A 19,064-nucleotide genomic window follows, 5' to 3' on the forward strand; every position below is an offset into this window, starting at 1 on the left:
AATAAAAAACAAGTCAAATAGTTTTCTGGACTGCGGGGACACAGGCGGGGAGTGAACTGTTACAACTGGACGAAAGGTGGATTCCATAGTATAATATAGCCAGTTTCATTCAGTCAGTTAAAAAGGAGAACAGCTATGAAGAAGGAAAGTATGATCTGGTACGATAGAAAGCGTCTCTGGTGCGGACTCCCATGGACCTTTACGAAATATGGAATGGACGAGGGCCGTCTTTTTGTAGAGACCGGCTTTTTAAATACGAAGGAAGAGGAAGTTCGCCTCTACCGCATTTTAAACATCAGTCTGAGCAAAAATATTATACAGAGGATTTTCGGACTGGGTACGATTCACATTGACAGCACGGATCTGGATTTAAAATGCTTAAGAATTACCAATATTAAAGACAGCGACCACGTGAAGGAGATGCTCTCCAAGAAGGTGGAGGAAGAACGCTTAAGGAACCGTGTCAGCGCCAGGGAATTCATGAATCACGGCGAGGACGGCGATGATACAGAGGCGGACTTAGACTCGTTTGAAGGGCATGAACATTAGGCGGACATAGATATTAGACAGACACGGATATTAGAAGACAGGAACACGGAAGGATCGAGGTATAACAATGGCATTAGACGGAACTGTAATGGCCAGTCTCACAGCGGAAATCGGTAATCGGCTGGAGGGCGGAAAGATTGCGAAGATCGCCCAGCCGGAAAAGGATGAACTGCTGTTTACAGTCAAAAATCAAAAAAACACATGGCGCCTGCTCATTTCGGCAAGCGCCAGTCTTCCGCTTCTCTACTTTACGGAGCAGAACAAGCAGAGCCCTATGACAGCGCCCAATTTCTGTATGCTCTTAAGAAAGCATATTGGAAACGGCCGTATCATGAGGGTCAGCCAGCCGGGGCTGGAGCGTATCATCTGCATGGAAATCGAGCATCTAGACGAACTGGGGGACAAGCGGATCAAGAAACTCTATATTGAGATCATGGGCAAGCACAGCAACATTATCTTCTGCAATGACGAAGACATGATTCTCGACAGCATCAAGCATATTTCGGCCCAGGTCAGCTCCGTTCGTGAGGTTCTGCCCGGACGGCCCTATTTTATCCCGCAGACCGTGGAGAAAAAAGACCCGCTCTCCATATCGGAGGCGGAATTTACGGAACTGATCGGCCACACGGCCGCGCCGGTACAGAAAGCGCTCTATATGAAGCTGACAGGCATCAGCCCGATCGTCGGCACGGAGCTTTGCCATCTGGCCTCCATCGACGGCGATGTGTCTGCCAATGAACTGACGGAGGCAGAGCTCATCCATCTCTACCATATGTTTTCCCTGATGATGGACGACGTGAAAAGCCGCAGCTTCACCCCGAACATTATTTATTACCAGAACGAGCCGGTGGAATTTTCCGCTCTCCCGCTTACCTGTTTTGAAGGAGAAAAGTACCAGGCCGTAACTTACGATTCCATCAGCACGCTGCTGGAGGAATACTATGCGTCCAGGAACATCTTAACGAGAATCCGCCAGAAGTCCGTGGACCTGCGGAAAATCGTCCAGACCGCTCTGGAGCGAAACTATAAAAAGTATGATCTTCAGATGAAGCAGTTAAAGGATACAGAAAAACGCGACAAATACAAGGTCTACGGTGAACTGCTCAACACGTACGGCTATGAGCTGGAGGGCGGTGAGAAAAAGCTCACCTGCTTAAACTACTATACGAACGAGGAAATCACTATCCCGCTGGATGACCAGCTGTCGGCCCGGGAGAATTCTCAGAAGTTTTTTGATAAATACAACAAACTGAAGCGGACGTACGAGGCCCTGTCGGAACAGACCCTGGAAACGAAACGGGAAATCGATCACCTGGAATCGGTCAGTGCCGCGCTTGATATCGCGCTGAAGGAAGAAGATCTCGTTCAGATCAAGGAAGAACTGATGGAGTATGGTTACATCAAGCACAGGCGCGCCGGAGACAAGAAACCGAAAATCACCAGCCGTCCCTTCCATTATATCACCTCAGACGGATTTCACGTCTACGTCGGCAAGAACAACTACCAGAACGACGAACTCACCTTCAAGCTGGCGAATGGCGGCGACTGGTGGTTCCACGCAAAGGGCATTCCCGGCTCCCACGTCATTGTAAAGACGGAGGGAAAAGAGCTGCCCGACCACGTATTTGAGGAGGCCGGCGCCCTGGCCGCTTACTACTCCAAGGGCCGGGAGAACGAGAAGGTGGAGATCGACTACATTCAGAGAAAGCATATCCGGAAAGTGGCCGGTGCTGCACCGGGATTCGTCATTTACCACACGAATTACTCGCTGGTGGCCGAGCCGAAGCTGCTTCTCGAGGAAGTCAGCGAAAAAAAGAATTCCTGATCCGGGAGATGATTTTATACAGATAAGAATTTGCCCATTTCATACAGGCGGCATAGAATCAGGCCGTCCTGGAGGAAATGGGTTTTTTTGTGTTATATGACCGCTGAAACGGCCGCGCTCCGGCGCGCGGGTCCGGCTTAGCGGACTCTTTGTAAAAGAATAAACTTGACATGAAATGTCGTATTTCGTATGATAAAGCCACTGGAGGTGAAATGTTTGAAGAGTGGCCGCATGTTTGGAATTCTGTGTATTCTTCTGGAACGGGAGAATGTGACCGTAAGAGAACTGGCCAGATATTTTGAGGTGTCCACACGCACGATTCACAGGGATTTGCTGGATTTATCCGCTTCCGGATTTCCGGTGGTGACGAGACAGGGAGTCGGCGGCGGAGTCTCACTCCTGCCGAATTTCTGCTATAATAAATCGGCGCTCAGCGAAGATGATATGAAAGTGATACTGGCCGGCATCGAGGGATTGGCTACCATCGATGACAGCGCGCGGATGAAGACGCTGCTGGCGAAGCTCCGCTTCAGCGACGGCAATCGGCTGCTGCTGGAAAATGACATCATTCTGGATTTCACTTCCTGGAATCAGAACAGCTCTTTCCTATCCAGGATCGGGATGCTGCGGAAAGCGATCGCCGGGCATTTTATCGTGGAAATGGGTTACTGCAGCCCCAGCGGCACGGTGACGAGACGTGTCGAGCCGTATAAGCTGATTTTCAAACAGGAGACGTGGTACCTGCTGGCCTTCTGTCTGCTGAGACAGGAATTCCGCATGTTCCGCCTGAGCCGGATTACGGATTTAGAGGTCAGTGATTCCGTCTTTGATGAACGGAGCGATTATGAGATTCCTTCGATGGAAAGCCATTTTGTCAACGACAGAGGCCAGACGGTCACCGTGAAAATGGACCGTTCTCTTGAATTTCTGGCGATTGATTTCTTTGGCCGCGAAAATCTGGTTTACGGGGAGAACGATATTGTTGTTACATTTCTCACCGGGAGGCCGGAATGGGTTCTGAGCACTTTTTCCGGATTCGGAAACAAAGCCGAGATTCTGGCGCCGGACAGTCTCCGGCAGGAAATGAAACAGTATCTGGAGCAGATGGCAGCATTATATTAGACGGTTAACGTGAAATATGACAGGACGCTGTCATATTTAAACAGTTATACTCGTATCAGAAATATCTGAATGTTCTCAGACATTTACAGAATATGTTCTCAGACATTTACAGAATGAAATCGATTGGAGGTACCGTATGGCAGTTGATAAAAAATACGAGGCGGACGTCGCTGTGATCCTCTCCCACCGCTACGACCAGGGAGGCACGCTGTGGGACACACCGGACCACCGCCTGCAGAAAGGGGCGCCGTTTTCCACTCTGGACTGTGTGAGCTATCTCCTGGAGCTGGGGATGGACCCGGAAGAACCCATATTAAAGGAGGCCGCAGATCTGATACTCAGCGCATGGCAGGAGGATGGCCGTATCAGGCTTTACCCAAAGGGAAGTATTTATCCCTGCCATACGGCCTGTGCGGCGCAGGTGCTCTGCCATCTGGGATATGCGAATGACGGGCGGCTGCAGACCACATTCCGTTATTTTCTGGATACCCAGTATCCCGACGGCGGCTGGCGATGCAGGAAATTTTCCTTCGGGCACGGTCCTGAGACGGAATACTCCAACCCGCATCCGACACTTCTGGCGCTCGATGCCTTCCGCTTCAGCGATTATTTAAACCGGGAACCTGCGCTGGACCGGGCGGTGGAGTTTTTACTGGAGCACTGGACGATTAGGAAGCCCATCGGCCCGTGCCATTATGGAATCGGAACGCTGTTCATGCAGGTGGAGTATCCGTTTCGGAACTATAATCTTTTTGAATACGTCTATCTCCTCTCCTTCTATGACCGTGCCAGAAAGGATCCCCGTTTCCTGGAGGCATTTCACGAGCTGGAGGCGAGAACGGTAAACGGGCAGATCGTGGTGGAACGGGTCGTGCCAAAACTGGCTAAGCTCACCTTCTGTAAAAAGGGGGAGCCAAGCGAACTGGGGACAAAGCGCTTTTTGGAAATACAAAATCATTTTATATAGACTATCCGATCCTGTCCCACAGAAACGGGTCCTCTGTCAACTCCAGATAATGCTTCAGCCGTTCCCGAAATGCCAGGATCCGCGCATCCGCGCAGTCCTTTTCCACTACCAGTGGATTCATTTCATACGGGTCGAGCTCTCTGTCATAGAGAAGCTCTCTCTGCGGCTCATCGGGGGTGTAGCCATTGGTGATGACGTAGGTATACCGTTTGTTCCTGATACCCCGCCAGCCATAGGCTTTGTGCGCCAGACCGCGCTTTGAAAATGCAGCAACCATGTCCGCGCCTCCGGGATAGGAACAGATCAGCATATCTTCCGGCTCGCCGGACACTGCACTGCCGGCCTCTGCCGGAGTCGTGGTCAAGCTTCCTGCGTGGCTGTAACCCTCGCACGTCTCCGGCACATCCAGATCCAGAAGCTCCAGAAGCGTCGGCATGTGGTCGGGACTTGCGAAGATCGCCTCATTCTTTCCGGGCTCCAGTCTTCCCTTCTGCCGGAAAATGAGCGGAATGTGAAGCGCCTCATCGTACCAGATGTTCTTGCTCATAAGTCCGTGAGATCCCAGCATCTCCCCGTGATCGGCGGACAGCACCACCAGAGTGTTTTCCTCCATGCCGTTTTCCTTAAGCCAGGTCAGGATTCTGCCAAACTGTTCGTCGATTCCATAAACCGCAGCAAAATACTGGCGTGTCTGCGTCTCTAAGAGACCGCCCTCTTTCCGCATGGATTCCGGCACATTGGGACGGTAGTGGACCTTTAAATCCTTAAACTTTTCATAATAGCGCTCCGGCACCAGCTCATAAGGCAGGTGCGGCGGATTATAGGATACAAACAGTGCGAACGGTTCATCTTCGTCCTTCTTCTGATCCATATATTCGATGGCTTTGTCGGTCTCGTATTCCGCGGACCATTTGCCGGGCCTGATCTGAGTCTCATCATTCAGCCAGTAGTGGGGATCGAGGTGATCGTCGCACGCCCCGTAGGACAGGAAATAATCAAAGCCCTGTCTTCTCTCTCCCGGCGGCGTATAGGCGTCCCACTCTCTGGCGCCGGACTTTGGATGCGGATTGAAATTGAGCTCCGACGCATCCAGATGCCATTTGCCGATATAACCTGTCGCGAAGCCCGCGTCCTTTAAAACATTGGCGATACAGGTCTCCTGGGGCTTCAGCATGATCTTCTCTTCCAGGCCGATCTTGCAGTTGGTCCACATTCCCACACGGAATGGGTATTTGCCCGTCATGAGCGAAGCCCGGTGCGGGGAACATAAGGGAAAGGTGCTGTACGCATTGGTACAGCAGACACTTTCCTCTGAAAAACGGTCAATATTCGGCGTTACTGCCTGATCGCTACCGAGAGCGCCTATAGCCTCGGCGCGCCACTGGTCAGCGAAGACATACAAAAGATTGGTTTTCATCGATGTCTCATCTCCTTTACCAGTATAACTTCCAATCCTTCGAAAGCCGGGTCAGGGCTTCCATATAGAAATAATCTCCCCATGTATTGCATTCATCCACACCGCGGTTCGTGCAGGTGTTCTCCTTGGAATCCCGGGCATACGTACCGTGGAGCAGCAGCCCGTTGGATTTCGTGATGTCCGTGTTGGCGCAGTGATCAACAAGTGCCCTAAGCATACGGTCCGCAGCCGTTAAATAGCGGTCGGACTTCTCCTGATCTAAATACTTTGCCATCTCCAGGATTCCGCAGACAGCGATGGCTGACGCGGAGGAATCCCTCGGTTCTGTGCTTCCCGTGTCGAAATCAAAATCCCAGTAGGGAACGAGATTTTCCGGCAGATGTTCGATGAAGTAGTCCGTAACACGGCAGAATAAATCGATGTATTCCGGGTTCTTTAAATAGCGGTAGCTGAGCGCGATCCCGTAGACGCCCCATGCCTGGCCTCTCGCCCATGCGGAACCGTTCCGGTTGCCCTGATGGGTTACGCCGTAAGTGGGCTCTCCCGTCTCCACATCGAAGAAATGGGTATGGTAGGTGGAATTATCGGGTCTCAGGATGCATTTCATGGCGGTTTTGATGTGATGCTCCGCCTTCTGTGCGTAGGACTCATCTCCGGTCACCTCCGTCGCCCAGTAAAGGATGGGAAGGTTTAACAGACAGTCGATGATCAGCCGGTACTCCTTAGGCTCTCCCGGATTTCCCCAAGCCTGAAGGAAGTTTCCTTTCTCCCTGTAGCGTTCCGCCAGATGATCGGCCGCCAGAAGCGCCGCCTTTTTTGCATGCTCATTGCCGGTCAGCTTGTAAGCCGCCACACAGGACAGGCTGTATAAGAAGCCCATGTCGTGGTGGTTTACGTCGATTTTCTTCTCGATTCGCTCTAAAAAGCTTTCTACCTGAATGTCGGCGGCCTTTTTAAATGCCTCGTCACCGGTATGCTCATAGGCCAGCCAGATCGAGCCGGTCCAGAATCCGGTGGTCCATTCCACATTTTCCGTCGGCTCATAGAAGCCGCCGAAGCTGTTGGAGGACTGAAATTTCTCTGTAAATACCGGAAGGTTTTCCCGGATAACAGCTACGGCGCCGTTAAGCGCCGTAGTTGTCATCCCCTCTTCCATGCCCGGATAATTCCGGATTGTGTTAAGGGTCTGTGCCATAGTCTATTCTCCTTATTCTTTTCCTTTCATTTTACCCCTTAATTCCGCTGGCTGCAACGCCTTCCACGAAGAACTTCTGACAGCTTAAGAATACGATGACAACCGGGATCAGGGAACAGACGGAAGCCGCCATGATCCATGCGTAGTCGGCGCCATACTGGGATATAAACATACGGATACCTAACTGAATTGTCTTCAATTCCTTTGTCTTTAAGTAAATGAGGGGACCCATGAAGTCGTTCCACACATTGGTGAAGGTGAAGATCGTCAAGGTCGCCATCGCCGGTTTTCCCAGTGGAAGAACGATTCTCCAGAAGATGCCGAACTCATTTAAACCATCGATTCTGGCGGCCTCGCAGAGTTCATCCGGGATACTGATATAGAACTGACGGATTAAGAATACGCCAAATGCGGAGAATGCCTGCATCAGGATCAGTCCGATATGAGTATCATTTAAGCCCATCTTGGAGATCAGAATGAACTGAGGAATCATGTATACCTGCCACGGAACTGCAATGGTAGTAACATACATCAGGAAAATTAAGTCTCTTCCCTTGAATTTCGTCTTTGTGAAGCCGTAAGCCGCAAGACAGCTGGTGAACAGCTGGATTACGGTGGTACAGATTGTCAGCTTCGCAGTATTTAAGAAGAAGGTCGTAAGCGGAAGCTTTTTCCAGATAATCTGGTAATTGTTCCAGTGTATGGTATCCGGCCACCATTTCATGGGAATGGAGAATACGTCCTTGTTAAGCTTTAAGGAGGAAATCACCATCCAGTAGAAAGGAACCAGCATGAATAAGGACAGTAAAACTAATAAAATATAGATCAAACCTTTGTATGATTTCTGTTTTGTCTGCATACCGTTTCCCTCCTTTACATTAAGTCCTGAGACCATTTTTTCTCACCGGCGAACTGAACGAGCGTGATGACAAGTACAACGGCGAAGAGAATGATCGCGCCTGCGCTTGCCGGCCCCAGCTGCCAGCTGGTAAATGCTTTTTCATAGATGTAGTTGACCAGGGTCTTGGTTGCATTGCCAGGGCCGCCGCCGGTCATAACGTATACTAAGTCGAATACCTTGAAGCACTGGATCGTCAGCATGATCAGGACGAAGAATGTGGTAGGTGTCAGCATCGGAATCGTAATGTAACGAAGCTTCTGCCAGCCGTTGGCCCCGTCGATGCTGGCCGCTTCGTAGAGGGAGCTTGAGATTCCCTGAAGGGCTGCTAAGTAAACGATCATGTAATACCCCATGTATTTCCAGATGCTGACGATGGAAATGGCCACCATGGCCCAATTCACATCGACCACCCAGCGGGGCGGATTGGCAATTCCTATGAATTTCAGGAACTCATTAACCGGTCCGAAATCCGGCTGAAACAGCATGTTCCAGACAGCTCCCACCGCCACGATGGAGGCAATATATGGGAAATAGATTGCCGTACGGAAAATGGCGATTCCTTTCAGCTTATTGTTTAAAAGGACGGCCAAAAGCAGAGAAAGCACCAGGGTCGGAAGGACCGTCATGAGTGCGTACTCGATGGTGTTCCAGAAGGACTTCATGAATATTTCGTCCTGAAATATCTGTGCAAAATTGGCAAGTCCGACAAACTCCATGGGAGCCTGGGAGGCATCCCATTTCATAACACTTAATACAAAAGAAAAACATACGGGAATGAAGATGAAAATCGCGTAACCGATCAGATTCGGCAGTATGAACGCGTAACCGACCATATTGTCGCGGATTACTCGTTTCTGACGCGAGGAAAAACCTTTCTTTTTTTTCTCTTCCATTTATTATACCTCCTGGCTTCTGCACTTTTTCCCATAAGAAAGAGCGCTCACTATAATAAGTTTACAGAGGCGCTCTTTCTGTCATGGGAACCTGTTAATAATTAGTTCCAGCCCTTTATTTCTGCTACACGTTTGTTCAGTTCTGCAATACCATCATCGATGGAGTAAGCCTTGATCATGATCATCTCATGTACTTCGTCTAATGGCTTACGGATCTCTTCGATCTGCGGATCAAGAGGACGGTCAAATGCGTAATGTGTATAAGTTAAAGCTTCCTTGTTGCTGTCGCCTTCCGGGAAATACTCTGCGGATGCGATGGTGTTGATGGATTCGTCTGTCTGGATGCCTGTGAATACGCCCTGCTCAGCAAGAATGTTGGCTGCTTCTTCAGAGGATGCAAACTTTACGAAATCCCATGCTAAATCTTTCTGATCTGTATAAGCGCTGATTCCGATTGGTGTTAAAGCACCTACGGTGTAGCCGGATTCTGTATCTTCCGGATGAGGAATTCTTGCTACGCCCCAGTTGAAGTCTGTCTCGCCTTCTGCCTGAGCCTGCATCATGGTTGCGATGAACCAGCTGCCCATCGGCATCATGGCACACTGCTGATTTTTAAATACAGATGAATAATGAATGTTGGCTGTCTTTAATGTGGAGTAGTCCTGCATATAACCATTTTCCTGTAATGCAAGTGCTTCCTCATAATATGGCTTTAAGAAGGAGTAATCTTTCTCAACAACGGTGTGCTTTCCGTCCTGTACTGCCCAGTTGGTAACGAGCGCCTGCCATGTATGGTCATGTGTTCCGTATACCTTTGCACTTCCCTCGCCGGAGGTCATCTTTGCTGCCAGTTCGTCGTACTCTTTCCATGTCATGTCGTTGGAAGGATACTCAACACCGGCTGCGTCGAATAAATCTTTGTTATAATATAATACGTACCAGTCTGAACGGTAAGGAAGTCCGTAGGTAGTGTCGTTGTACATTAACTGCTCTGCCGCACCGCTGTATACGGATAAGTCCAGATTGTCCGCCTTGATCATCTCATCTAACGGAAGCAGCTGGCCCTTGTCTGCCATCTGAAGCATGGAGCCCATGTCCTTTACCCAGATAACATCCGGATCGGCCTGAGCAGCGGATAAGCTGATTCCCAGGGAGTTGTTGTACTCGTCTGCGGAAGTGTCGATTACCTTGATCTCTACGTTTGGATTCTTTGCTTCATATGCTTTTACTACTGCGGAGAACTGCGGGGTTGTATCGTAATCCCATGTGGTTACAGAAAGAACCTGCTTCTCACCGCTTGCGGCCGCTGTGGTCTCTTCCTTGCTCTCAGCTCCTGCCGCTGTTGTGCCCTCTTCCTTCGCTGTCGTCTCAGGTGCCTTTGTTGCTGTGTCCTTGCTTCCGCATGCTGCGAGTGATGTACATACCATACCGGCTGCAAGTGTCAATGCTGCAACTCTCTTTAACTTCATGTTAAAACCTCCCTATTCTTGAATCACAATTGTTTGTGTTCCTTTGATGACATAAGAATACCAGATTTTTCCCTTCCGTTAAATTAACGATTTTTATAATTCTGTTACTATTTTTCTGATTTGGGGAAATGGGAAAGAGAAAAAATATAATATTTACAGATTCTTGTATTTTTTTCATATCAGGCCTTTCTGGCAATTGAAATCCTGCTGTTTTATTAGTATGATATCCATAAGAATGTGGAGAAAGGGTTGGAATATGAATAAAGAAGAGAGACAGAAAAACGGGAAAATGCCGAAGACATTTCAGAAAAAACTGATCTTATATAATATGCTGGTCATCATCTGCATCGCGAGCGCGGTAAGCTTCTATAACTATCGCTCCTATTGCCAGGATGTCATCATCAGCGAGACCAATAACTCCGCAAACCGTGTCCGCACCCTGTCTGAACGCCTGCAGGTTGCATACGATGAGATGGTGAATATCGTATTAAACTGCGCGGAGCGCAAGTCGCTGTTCTTCGCCACCACGCTGGACAGCCCAAACAAGCCTTATAATACCTCCATGGCCGTCTACGCCTCCGATGTGCTCCGGGATTTCTGTGCCATCTCCGGTTACAGCAGGTACATCAATAAAATCGTTCTCTACCATAACGGTCTCGTCCTTCAGGCCGGGAATTCCTTCGGCGCGTCCATGGATGTGGAAAACATTATGAAAGCCCCATGGTTTTCCTCCCTTTTATACAGAGAGAACGCTCAATATACCCTCTCGCTGGAGGACAATCCGTTCAAGTCCGGCAAAGGCCGGCCCACAGTACCGAAGCTTCTTCCGCTTCTCCGCCCCCTCCAGTACAGCGCACGCAACAAGCCGGAGGAATCCTGGGTCTTTTTAGGGATCGCGCCCACCCTGTTCTCCGACACGTTAAAAAGTCTGCCCTCGGATGTCCTCGTATACGCGGTCACCGAGGGCGGGGATATTATCGCCTCCACCGACAGAGAACAGGAATTTGATACCGCTCCTATTATTGCCAGCCTACTGGCATCCAAAGAGCAGGAAGGCAATTACCAGATGAAGCTCCATCACGAAAACTGTGTGATCACCTATACGAAGCAGCCGGTCAGCGGCCTGCTTTTCTTTGAAATCCGGCCAGAGAGCCGGATGCAGCTGGATCACGGCGTCATCAGGAGAACCGTTCTGATCATATTTTTCTTCTGCATCGCCATCGGGCTCACTCTCTCACTTCTGATCTCCCGCCAGTTAGGCGCGCCCATCAGCCGTCTGACGAAGCGCCTGGAGCTGATATCAAAGGGAGATTTCGAACCGGATCACTCCATTGAGACGGACGATGAGATCGGTATGATCGGGCGGCAGATCAATCAGATGTCTGGACGCATCTCCAACCTTTTAGAGACCAGGGTAGAAAGTGAAAAGGAGAAAAAAGATATGGAGATCAAGATGCTGCAGGCGCAGATCAATCCCCATTTCCTCTATAATACGCTGGATTCCATCAAATGGATCGCCACCATGCAGAAAAACAGCGGAATTGTGTCCGTAGTCACGGCCCTCTCCTCGCTGTTAAAGAACATGGCGAAGGGCTTCAACGAGAAGGTCACGCTTCGCCAGGAGTTGGATTTTCTTCAAAATTATGTTATTATTGAGAAGATTCGGTATATTGAACTGTTTGACATCGACATTATTGTCGATCAGGAGGAACTCTACGACGCGAGGATCATCAAGCTGACGCTGCAGCCCATCGTGGAAAACGCCATCTTCAGCGGCATTGAACCCAGCGGGCGCACCGGTCTCATCACGATCCGCGTCTGGGTTAAGGCCGGTGTCCTGCATATATCTGTCACGGACAACGGCATCGGCATTTCTCCGGAAAACATTGAAAAACTGCTGACCGATACCTCCAGAATCACCCGCAGCAACATGAGCGGCATCGGTCTTCCCAATGTAGACCGCAGGTTTAAGCTGGTCTATGGCGAGGATTACGGCCTTACGATTGAAAGTGTAGTTGATCAGTATACCACTATTACCATAACGCTGCCGCTGGAATTTTAGAGGCTGGCCGCGGGGAGGAAAGTAAAATATGTACAGAGTTATTATCGTGGATGATGAACCGCTTATACTGGCTGGTATTGCATCTCTTATCACCTGGGAGGAGTATGACTGTACCATCATCGGCAAGGCCACCAACGGCCCCTCCGCTTTCGATATGATTATGGAACTGAAGCCGGATATTGTCATCACCGACATCCGGATGCCGGTGTTAAACGGACTGGAGCTGGTGGAGAAATGCAAGGATGAAGGCTGTACCTTCTCCTTCATTGTACTGACGAATTTAGAGGAGTTTCATCTCGTTCGGAAGGCACTCTCCCTGGGCGCCTCCGACTATCTCGTCAAGCTGGATTTGAATGAGGAAGCGCTCGCTGCCTCCCTGGCGCGGGCCAAAGACGCCTGTGAACTGCTCGTAAGCCAGAAGCAGCACCAGCTGCTGAATGATCTGATAAAGGACAATCAGGAGAATTTGTCAAAGAACTATTTAAGCCAGCTTCTGCTGTCCGGGAACGCCCCGGAAGTGCCGGATAAGGTGAAGGAGGAGTATCCGGAACCATTTCTTCTTCTCTTCTCTGTAAGTCCCATCAATATCGCTTTTGAAACGGATGACGATCCTTACGATTTCCATCAGATCAGCAAACAGCTGATGGATATCCTGGGCGGAATCGCCACCAGAACCTTCCTGCGCCACACGCTTCTGGAGTTCCGGACGGATACGTACTTACTGGCCGCTTCCTTAAAGGACGGCGATGTGTTTGAGACGGTTGTATCGGAATTCTGTCAGAAGATGGCGGTGGCTCTAAAGACGTATTTCGAGTTCAGCGCCGTATTCGGTGTGAGTACAAGGAAAACTGAGATCCCGCTTCTAACAGACGCGCTGGCAGAGGCGCAGACCGCGCTGGAAGTCTACTATTTCGAGTCCAGCTCCCCGGTGGTCTTCTACCAGGGGCAGAGGTATCACATGAGCCGGGCAAAGGATTTCAATATCAATATTTTCAAAAAAGATTTATCCGCCGCGATTGCGCAGAATGACAGCGATAAGCTGGCGGCCGTCTTTGAACAGATCATCACCCTGTTTAAGGAAAACCAGCCGGGCAAGGAGCAGGCGGCCAGCGCATGCATCAACCTCTATACGTATCTGTATTCCTATTTCGAGAGTGCGGACAACAGCTACGGCGATATCTTTCCTTACGCCATCAATGTGGCGGGGCGGCTCTATCAGTTTAACAGCCTGGCCGATATACTGACATGGCTTCAAAGCTTTTGCAGCAAGCTCTGCCGCCTGTTGAATGACCGCAAATCCACCCGCTCCGACAAGCTGGTGGAGCAGGCCAGGGCCTATGTGGACGAGCATTATATGGAAAAGCTGACCCTGGCCGATATCGCGGACAGTCTGAATATCAGCGCCGGCCATTTGAGCAATACCTTCAAAAAGCTGACCGGCAGCACCCTGTCCGATTATATCGCCACGGTGAAAATCGAACATGCCAAGGAACTGATCGATACTCACCAGTATCTGATGTATGAGATTTCAGATATGCTGGGGTTTGATAACCCCTATTATTTCAGCAAGGTATTTAAGAAAGTGACGGGAATCTCGCCAAGAGAACACGAAAACAGGACGCCTGCCTCGTGAAAACCGGCTCGTAAAACCTGTCTCATAAAACGACGGGGGCGTCTCCGGTACCATACGTTTGCAGTATGGACTGGAGACGCCCCCGCTTTTTTCGGGATATTGCAGTTAGAAGTCGTCGTCAGCGCCTGGGATCAGGAACAGGAAACTCTTCTTCCCTTCCCTGTAGGCCCGTTTGGCCAATTCCTCACACTGATAGGAGTTTAAGGCTTTTACGGCGATCGCGAAAACCTGCTCCCGTCCGTCTTCGTAGGCCCGGTATGCATATTTTATCTGGTCTTCCTCGGGGAAATCTGAAAACAGGATGGAAAAGAAAGAGATTTTTTCATCTTGATACGCCTGCTCTCCTGTCTCTTTTAAGAGATCCCCGTCTGCCTCATCCATGAGAATGCTGAAAAATGGGACCTGGTCATCCTGATAGGCTTTTTTCAGATACTGGCGCCTCTCCTCTGTCGTCAGAAGCTTATCTGACAGACTGAAACAGGGAATATTCTTCTCCTGATAAGCCCGGTCGATCATCGTGTTCTGCGTCTTCTTCGATGCTTTTTCCAGCACAGCAGAATAGTAGTCTAACTTATTTCCTTCATAAAATTTAACGGCCAGCTCATCGTATGTCTCCCGATAGGGACCGTCCACTCCCACCACGACCGGATTCGTCATGATGAAGTTTGTGACCCACTGATTGGTGGAATTCTCTTCTGTCTTGCGTTCCTCCAGAATGGCCAGACGAATGGCTTCCAGAACCTCCGGATCATCTGCATACTGTTTCATCTCTTCGATAAAGGACACCGTATATACTTCTCCGGCCGTGACCTGGCGGGTTGTCTGATACAGGGAGGAATCGTTGTTCCACGCCAGACGAATTCCGTACTTGTTTACGAAAAAGCCTGTGACTTTAAAGCTGTGCCGCCATTTTTTGCTTTCGGGATTCGTTGAGTCGTTGAGCCAGGCATCCTTCCTCTCTGAACTTTTTTGTATCTGCAGGCCTGTCTCCTGCGCTCCTGCTGAAAAACCGCCGAGGGCCAGAAGTGAACCGGTTAAAAGTGCGGTTATCATGAGCGATGCCATCTTTTGAATTCTTGTGGTCTTTCTTGTTTTCATAACAGCCTCCAGTCTTTCTTTAAGCATATGGGTATTTTCACAGAGCGGCATGGAAACCGCGTGTCCGGCCGTTCCGGTTCCCTTCAAAGAGAAAAGGAGCGTATCGCCGTAGGCCATCCGCTGTTCCGCGGACAGGCCGGAAATCGCTTTCTCGTCGCAGGAAAGCTCACACGCGTGATCGCATTCCCGGCGCATAAAATAGACGAGCGGGTTAAACCAGTGGATGGAGACAGCAAGCTGGATCAGCCATTTATAGAGAATATCCTTCCGCTTGTAGTGAATCAGCTCGTGGCGGAAGATATCGTATAGCTCAGACGGCATAAGGTCGATCTCCGGAAGCAGAATACAGGGCTTTAAAATCCCCGCCAGCATGGGAGAAAACGTTTCTTTGCAGTAATACACCGGGATCCTGCGCCGAATCTTCAGTTCCAGCGCCACACTGCGGCAGATTCCGGCGGCCGCGGTGTCTTCTGCGGACACCGAGACCGACCGGAGAAGCTTTAAACATCTGCGGTACGCGAATATCTGGCGGCAGAAAATCAGCAGCGCGGGGATAAACCAGATGACCCACAGGAAGGAAAACGCCCGTGAGCCGACGGCGGCTATTGCAACAGGATTACTGGAAGGCTTCTGCGGCCCGGAATCGCCTGCCGTGAACGGTTCTTCCAGGTCAGACATCTCGTCATCGGGCTGCGCGTATCCATCATCCATCGGAGAAACGGGAATCGTAGAAACCGGAACTGGAGAAACCGGATCCGTAGAAATCTGATCTTCGGGAGCCATGACAGCAGAGACGCCTGCGGCCAGACGCTCCGAGCCCCAATCGGCGGCGCGGCCGATCATGCCGGGATGCGGGGACAGTGGAATCAGCAGTCTCACCACAGCCAGCAGCCAGATATAGTACTGCCATGACTTGCTGAACCGACGTTTCCACAGCGGCCGGCACAGGAACAGTGCGGCGATAATGACAGAGGCCGATAAAGAAACGGATAAGTAGAGGTAAAAAAGCTTCTGCATCAGGACTCCTCCTTACACTTCTCCCAGAACCGCTGCAGCTCATCCGCCGCTTTGGAGTCCAGCTGCTCCTGACCAAACAGGGAGGTGAGCAGATGCTTGACACTGCCGCCGAAATATTCCCGTACAAACGTATGGGCCTGCCCTGACAGATACTCTTCTCTTGTCACCGCAGCCCTATATTCGCTCATTCTGCCGCGGCGGGTGGAAATGATAAATCCCTTTTCAATCAGACGGGTGATAAAGGTGCGAATCGTGGTCCGCTTCCAGCCCCGCCCGTTCTCTTCTGCTTTTTCTAACAGCTCGGCGATATAGATGGATCCGCCGCTATTCCAGATAATTTCCATAATTTCTTTTTCCGCATCGGACATTCCCTGTATCTCTTCCATAATAGCACCTCTTTTTTATTACATGATGTAGTCATGCTTTGATATTACATCATGTAGTCATTAATGTCAACACAATTGTGGAAATAATGGCCGAATGCACAAAGGGCCGGGACGCATAAAAGTCGTCCCGGCCTGCTGATATCACTGATATGGTTCAGAGAAAATATGGTTTTTTGTTACAGACTGCAGTATCCGACGATCTCACAATCTGCCGGAAGCTCATACCCGTTCAAACTGCCGATGGTCCACTCTGTCGGGAATGGACGGCGCTCGTCGAGAACCGCCGCAAAATTCAGCATGACAGCCCCGCAGTTTAATCTGGCGTCGACTTCTCCGGTCATGGAGTCCATCATCTTCACCAGGATTGCTTTTCCATCTGCCAGAAGGAGGCGGAAGGACTGGCGGTTTAAAAAGGTAGGCGCGTAGCTTGCCGCATATAAGGCCTCTCTGAGACCGTCATCGATATACATCTCATCTAAATCGGCATCTTTTCCCCATGCATCGCCGTATACCATCTGTGCAAGGGAAATCTTCGGGGCGAGATGGCCCTCTCTCGTGATGACATCCACATCGGAAATACTTCTGATATGCAGTCTCGTTAAGCTTCGCTCTTTTTTTCCATAGCCAAAGGCTGTGACGGCGGCTACCTTTTTGCCATCCCCAATTTTTAACGCCGCACGAAGCGCCGGATCGTCGTCAACCGTCAGCCAGCAGCTGTCGAGTCCCAGGTCGGTCATGTGAAGTATCATATCTTCATTCATATAGCCGGCGTTTTCAAGATATCCCGGCTTCACTTCCGACAGGAGAAGCAGGTAGGCCGGCGCCTCGAACGTAAGGCCTTCGTATCCGGCATTCCCCTGAAGCTGGCCGCATTCTGATCCATCAAGTATAACAATGTCTGTTTTGATATCTGGTACAAGACGCCTGCATTCTGCAAAATACTTTGTGAGTGCTGCTTTCACTTCACCGGATACTGGTTTGTCCGTAAATTCTCTGATTGATTTTCTGGCTTCCGCCGCTTTTCTATAATCCATATTGCCCTCCTTGTTTTGTCATTCTTTTTTATTATAACACTACCCTTCCTGGCAGGCAAGATTAATGCCTGCGCTTCTTCCCGGAAGAGCCCTTACGTTTGGCAAGCAGGGCCTCGAATTCTTCCGCCGAACAGCCGGATTCCTGCATCCACTGCTCTCGGCGGTGTTTTCTCACGGCCGCGGCTCTCGCCTCCCTGATTTTCTGCCTCTTTAAGAAGAAGAGAATACCGCATGCGACGGCGGCCAGTGCAGCGGAAGCTCCGGCCGCCAGGAGCCAGCCGCGGGACAGATTCATCCGGAAGCGCCCGCCGGAGGCGGCCTGGTCTGACAGGCCTTCGGGAACGGCGGATCTGGTGAGACGGCTCCTGACCGCGGGATTGGGGGTGATCCAGGCGTGGCCGACCGTCCGCTCTCCGTATAAGTAATTCACCGTGACCACGGTTCCCGACGGAGTCAGGGACGTCTCATCATAGCTCACAATGGGAACGACGGCAGACAGATCCGCCTCCTTCGGCAGCACGATCCGGCTGTTCTGGTTCAGCAGAAGAAGCGACTGATCCGTATTGGAATCCGAGTAGGTCAGATGATTCTCCGGTACGAGACTGCCTTCATAGTCGGTAAGCTTCATGGACTGAAAGCGGCTGAAACCGAAATCCAGCAGCTTTTTCGTATCGGTATAATGTGTCTGATGGCCGTTTAAAATGACAGCGATCAGCGTCATATCGTCTTTCTTTGCATACGTCACCAGCGTGTTGCCGGCCAGTGAAGTAAATCCGGTTTTCCCGCCGAAAACCCTGGAATCATAGGCGGCATCGTTCTTCTTAAGCATCTTGTGACCAGGCGAGATTGTCTGTCCCTCGGGAGCCTTCTGGGAGGGCGGAATCTTATAGACTCTCGTCCCCATGATTTCAACGATCTCGGGATAATTCAGCGCCGCCCGGGCGATCAATGCCATATCGTATGCCGTCGTGTAATGCTCCGGATCGTTTAAACCGCTGGGATTGACGAAATTAGACCCGGTACAGCCCAGCTCCTCTGCCTTTTGATTCATCAGCTTTGCAAATTCTTCCGTGCTTCCGGCCGCATGCTCCGCAAGTGCATTGGCCACCTCATTGGCAGAATGCAGGATCAGGCCGTACAGGCTGTCCTTCACCGACATCCGGTCTCCCGTATCCATGCTCAGGCTCTTGCTCCCCTGTTCCACGTTGTAGACCGCATTCTGTGAGAATTCCACCGTTTCATCCAGTTTACAGCGGTCCAGCACTACCTGAGCCGTCAGTAGCTTCGTGATGCTGGCCGGATAATACGCCTCGTTGATATTCTTTCCATAAAGGATCGTTCCGGTCTCCGCGTCCATCAGGATTCCGCCATCCGCCTCGATGGCCACTTCGGACGGCCAGTCTGCCGCCCCGTACGCTGTCGTGGGCATGAGGCCCGCAAATACCACTGCCATACAGAGTACAAAATAACTCCAAATGTTCTTTTTATGCCGCATA

15 protein-coding genes are annotated in these 19,064 nt (G+C 50.5%); 6 read left to right on the forward strand and 9 right to left on the reverse strand.

The window, feature by feature from the left end:
- The first annotated feature begins 135 nt into the window (after positions 1-135).
- From H8S75_RS13690 to H8S75_RS13705, 4 genes are all read left to right on the forward strand, one after another.
- The gene (locus tag H8S75_RS13690) at positions 136-549 is read left to right on the forward strand and encodes a PH domain-containing protein (RefSeq protein ID WP_002604177.1); all 414 of its coding nucleotides are present in this window, start codon (positions 136-138) and stop codon (positions 547-549) included.
- A gap of 67 nt (positions 550-616) precedes the next feature.
- The gene (locus H8S75_RS13695; RefSeq protein ID WP_187022095.1) at positions 617-2,374 is read left to right on the forward strand and encodes an Rqc2 family fibronectin-binding protein; all 1,758 of its coding nucleotides are present in this window, start codon (positions 617-619) and stop codon (positions 2,372-2,374) included.
- A gap of 207 nt (positions 2,375-2,581) precedes the next feature.
- On the forward strand, positions 2,582-3,496 hold the full coding sequence (locus H8S75_RS13700) for a helix-turn-helix transcriptional regulator (RefSeq protein WP_349768925.1): 915 nt from the start codon (positions 2,582-2,584) through the stop codon (positions 3,494-3,496).
- A gap of 136 nt (positions 3,497-3,632) precedes the next feature.
- On the forward strand, positions 3,633-4,463 hold the full coding sequence (locus tag H8S75_RS13705) for a prenyltransferase/squalene oxidase repeat-containing protein (RefSeq protein ID WP_187022097.1): 831 nt from the start codon (positions 3,633-3,635) through the stop codon (positions 4,461-4,463).
- 1 nt (position 4,464) lies between these two features.
- On the opposite strand, the gene H8S75_RS13710 is transcribed toward H8S75_RS13705, so the two are convergent.
- The 5 genes from H8S75_RS13710 to H8S75_RS13730 form a co-directional block, all read right to left on the reverse strand.
- Positions 4,465-5,880, reverse strand: coding sequence for a sulfatase family protein (locus tag H8S75_RS13710; protein ID WP_187022098.1), 1,416 nt, complete (start codon positions 5,878-5,880; stop codon positions 4,465-4,467).
- A 16-nt stretch (positions 5,881-5,896) separates the two neighbouring features.
- Positions 5,897-7,075, reverse strand: a complete 1,179-nt coding sequence (locus H8S75_RS13715) for a glycoside hydrolase family 88 protein (protein ID WP_187022099.1) — start codon at positions 7,073-7,075, stop codon at positions 5,897-5,899.
- A gap of 31 nt (positions 7,076-7,106) precedes the next feature.
- A complete protein-coding gene (locus H8S75_RS13720; RefSeq protein WP_187022100.1) occupies positions 7,107-7,934 on the reverse strand; it encodes a carbohydrate ABC transporter permease in 828 nt (275 codons plus the stop codon).
- Positions 7,935-7,948: 14 nt separating this feature from the next.
- Positions 7,949-8,869 (reverse strand): carbohydrate ABC transporter permease, encoded by a 921-nt coding sequence (locus H8S75_RS13725; RefSeq protein ID WP_002604185.1) that lies wholly within the window; start codon positions 8,867-8,869, stop codon positions 7,949-7,951.
- Positions 8,870-8,970: 101 nt separating this feature from the next.
- A complete protein-coding gene (locus H8S75_RS13730) occupies positions 8,971-10,338 on the reverse strand; it encodes an ABC transporter substrate-binding protein (RefSeq protein ID WP_055652703.1) in 1,368 nt (455 codons plus the stop codon).
- A gap of 256 nt (positions 10,339-10,594) precedes the next feature.
- Between H8S75_RS13730 and H8S75_RS13735 the strand changes: the two genes are divergently transcribed.
- On the forward strand, positions 10,595-12,400 hold the full coding sequence (locus H8S75_RS13735; protein WP_187022101.1) for a sensor histidine kinase: 1,806 nt from the start codon (positions 10,595-10,597) through the stop codon (positions 12,398-12,400).
- A gap of 28 nt (positions 12,401-12,428) precedes the next feature.
- Positions 12,429-14,033: a response regulator transcription factor gene (locus tag H8S75_RS13740; protein ID WP_187022102.1), complete on the forward strand. Its 1,605-nt coding sequence runs from the start codon at positions 12,429-12,431 to the stop codon at positions 14,031-14,033.
- A gap of 105 nt (positions 14,034-14,138) precedes the next feature.
- Here the strand turns inward: H8S75_RS13740 and H8S75_RS13745 are convergent, their stop codons facing one another.
- From H8S75_RS13745 to H8S75_RS13760, 4 genes are all read right to left on the reverse strand, one after another.
- Positions 14,139-16,148: a M56 family metallopeptidase gene (locus tag H8S75_RS13745; RefSeq protein WP_187022103.1), complete on the reverse strand. Its 2,010-nt coding sequence runs from the start codon at positions 16,146-16,148 to the stop codon at positions 14,139-14,141.
- Positions 16,148-16,534 carry a BlaI/MecI/CopY family transcriptional regulator gene (locus H8S75_RS13750; RefSeq protein ID WP_187022104.1) on the reverse strand — a complete coding sequence of 129 codons (387 nt, stop codon included), beginning with the start codon at positions 16,532-16,534 and terminating at the stop codon, positions 16,148-16,150. The genes H8S75_RS13745 and H8S75_RS13750 overlap by 1 nt, the downstream gene beginning before the upstream one ends.
- A 176-nt stretch (positions 16,535-16,710) precedes the next feature.
- Positions 16,711-17,568 carry a nitroreductase family protein gene (locus H8S75_RS13755; RefSeq protein ID WP_187022105.1) on the reverse strand — a complete coding sequence of 286 codons (858 nt, stop codon included), beginning with the start codon at positions 17,566-17,568 and terminating at the stop codon, positions 16,711-16,713.
- A 61-nt stretch (positions 17,569-17,629) separates the two neighbouring features.
- Positions 17,630-19,063, reverse strand: coding sequence for a serine hydrolase (locus H8S75_RS13760; protein ID WP_187022106.1), 1,434 nt, complete (start codon positions 19,061-19,063; stop codon positions 17,630-17,632).
- Position 19,064 lies beyond the last annotated feature (1 nt).

It is taken from the genome of Hungatella hominis, from assembly GCF_014288005.1.
GTDB classification, from domain to species: domain Bacteria; phylum Bacillota; class Clostridia; order Lachnospirales; family Lachnospiraceae; genus Hungatella; species Hungatella effluvii.